The organism is Mesorhizobium sp. M4A.F.Ca.ET.050.02.1.1 (assembly GCF_003997725.1).
Lineage (GTDB): Bacteria > Pseudomonadota > Alphaproteobacteria > Rhizobiales > Rhizobiaceae > Mesorhizobium.
The window spans coordinates 1-2580 of sequence record NZ_RZSG01000819.1 but is presented as its reverse complement, the minus strand read 5'-3'; the positions used below and the strand labels follow the sequence as shown (position 1 = coordinate 2580).

General features: G+C 67.2%; 3 protein-coding genes. 2 read left to right on the top strand and 1 reads right to left on the bottom strand.

Annotated elements, in window-relative coordinates; genetic code table 11:
• The coding region (locus EOA33_RS31695; protein ID WP_145989398.1) for an FAD-dependent oxidoreductase at positions 1 to 1091 on the top strand (1091 nt) is incomplete at its 5' end.
• Between the two features lie 52 nt (positions 1092 to 1143).
• The gene (locus EOA33_RS31690; RefSeq protein ID WP_127407420.1) at positions 1144 to 1782 is read left to right on the top strand and encodes a hypothetical protein; all 639 of its coding nucleotides are present in this window, start codon (positions 1144 to 1146) and stop codon (positions 1780 to 1782) included.
• A gap of 224 nt (positions 1783 to 2006) precedes the next feature.
• Here the strand turns inward: EOA33_RS31690 and EOA33_RS31685 are convergent, their stop codons facing one another.
• Complete coding sequence (locus EOA33_RS31685) at positions 2007 to 2423, bottom strand: VOC family protein (protein ID WP_126055078.1); 417 nt, start codon at positions 2421 to 2423, stop codon at positions 2007 to 2009.
• Positions 2424 to 2580 lie beyond the last annotated feature (157 nt).

Sequence of the window (2580 nt, the reverse complement as noted above, 5' to 3'; positions counted from 1 at the left end):
AATATGCCTGCATGCCGGTCGGCAATCCGGCCGTCCTGCGCGCGCTGCCGAAACTGCTTCTTGACCCGGACAGCCCGTTCGCATTGCGCTGGACAGCGCTTTTCCAGCTTGCGCCATGGTTGGTCCGCTTTGTCAGGCAATCGCTGCCGGCGGCCACCCGAGCCAACGCACTGGCGCTCGCGGGGCTGCTGGCTGAAGCCTTGCCGGCCTGGGGGGAGATGGCGCAGGAAGCCGGCCTGCAGGATCTTTTGCGCCGCAACGGCTGCCTCTATCTCTACCGCCGAGAGGGCGATTTTGCCGCCGCATCCGGCGGGCGGGCACTGCGCGCCGAGCTTGGCGTTCGTCAGGAGGTGCTGACGTCGCAAGAGGTGGCCGGGCTGGAGCCCGGCCTGCAGGCAACCCACGCCCGCGGCCTTTACTTCCCTCACTCCATGAATGTCGCCGATCCGAGCCTCGTGATGCGCCGGCTGTTCGATGCGGCCGCGGCCCGCGGCGCGCTGCTGGTCAGAGCCGAAGTGACCAGCCTGCGGGCTGACGCTGGCGGCGTTGAGCTAGGCGGTTCCGATTTCCGCGTCAAAGCGAAGACAGTGGTAATCGCTGCCGGCGCACGCTCGCGCGCTCTGGCTGCGCAAGCCGGCGACAGCATCCCGCTGGAAACCGAACGCGGCTACCATCTCGAATTCCTGACCGACGCACCTCTACTCAATCGCCCGGTCTGTCCTGTCGATCTCGGCTTCTACATGACGCCGATGGCTGGCCGGCTGCGCGTCGCCGGCACGGTCGAGTTGGGCGGGCATGCCGCACCGGCAAATGCGCGCCGTCTGGCGCTGCTCGATCGCGGCGTCAGGCAGTTCTTCCCCGACCTTGGCCGAGCGTCGTCCGAGTGGCTGGGCTTTCGCCCATCGCTGCCCGATTCCCGGCCGGTCATCGGCTGGTCGCGGGGCAGTTCCAGGGTGATCCACGCCTTCGGCCATGGTCATCTCGGCCTGACACTGGCGCCGATCACGGCACGCTTGGTCGCCGAATTGATCGGCCGCCGGATCGATGCCTCTCGCCTCGCTCCTTTTGCCGCCGATCGCTTCGGTGCCTGATCGAGGCACAAGCTGGCCCCTTGCATCCATTCCTCCCCATCACAATGATGGCGTGATCGCCGCGTATCCCTGCGTGGCGATCGGCGGGCAGGGGTTGTCATTGGGGCTGGTTGAACTGAAATCGCCGAGGGCGCCTTGGCGCCTGGCGCGCATCTGTGTGGTGGCGGCCGGGCTTGCATTCTTCATCGCGTCAGCGGTCGTGCAGGCGGCCGACCGCCCCCTCGAGGACGCGTTCGAGGCGGCGCAATGGGCGCTGCTTTCCTCCGCCGGCCACGCCTTGCAGCAGCTTGGCCTGCGCGCCGCCGCCGGCTCGCCGGAGCTGGCGGGCATTGTGCGCGAGCGCCAGGATCTCGTGGCCATGGTCGCCGGGAAGGAAAAGGCGCTGGGGCAGGCTGGTTCGGCAGGTGCCGATCATGCCGACGCGCTGGTGCGCCTGCGCGGCGAGATCGATTCGCTGCGCGCCGAACTGGCTGGCGTCGACGCCAGGCTTTCCGAATCCTTTCCGCGCTATGCCGACCTTGCCCATCCCAAACCGCTGTCGGTGGCCGATGTGCAGGCCCTGCTGGACGACGATGAGGGCCTGCTGCTGATGCTTGCCGGGCACGATCACATCTTCGTCTGGGCCGTCGGCAAGCATGACAGCGCCTGGACGTCTCGCGGGACGACCCGCAAGTTGCCGAATATGTCCTGACCACGGCGGTGCGTATGATCGTGAGCAAGACCAATTCCTATGAAGCCGCCACGCCGCGCCAACGACGTCTTCAGGCAAAGGCAAACGGCGATGGCCAATTACGATGCCGGCCAGGAGGCCTCCCGCCGCGACGGGCGGCGCTTCCTCGAAATTTTCATCGCCGGCCAGTACGAGGCGGGCGCGAACTAGCGCGGCGGCTCAGCGCGTGGCGTGGCCCGGTCGGCTCAACGCGCGAAGATCTGCTCCAGCGAGCGGAAGCCCTTGAACTCCAGCGCATTGCCGGAAGGGTCGCGGATGAACAGCGTCGCCTGCTCGCCGGGCTCGCCCTTGAAGCGCACCATCGGTCGCTCAAGCCAGTCTATGTCGTCGCGGGCTTCCAGCCGGGCGGCGAGCCGCTGCCATTCGTCCATCGTGAGCACCGCGCCGAAATGCGGAATCGGCACCGCGACGCCGTCGACCTGGCCGTCGCGCGCGGCGCCGGATGCCCGCGGCCGCAAATGCGCCGACATTTGGTGGCCGTAGAGGTCGAAATCAACCCATGTCGCCGAGGAGCGACCGATGGCGCAGCCCAGCACCTCGCCATAGAAAGCGCGGGTTTCATCGAGATCACGCACCGCAAAGGCGAGATGGAAAGGCGTCATGGCGAAGGCTCCTGGCAGTTTGACGATGCTCCGGCCCGGTTGTTCCGGCCGGAGCATCGTCAAACTGCCAGGAGCCTTCGCCATGACGCCTTTCCATCTCGCCTTTGCGGTGCGTGATCTCGATGAAACCCGCGCTTTCTATGGCGAGGTGCTGGGC

Coding starts and splice junctions, on each gene's coding strand:
- EOA33_RS31685 (WP_126055078.1), bottom strand. CDS start 2,423: ATGACGCCTTTCCATCTCGCCTTTGCGGTGCGTGATCTCGATGAAACC.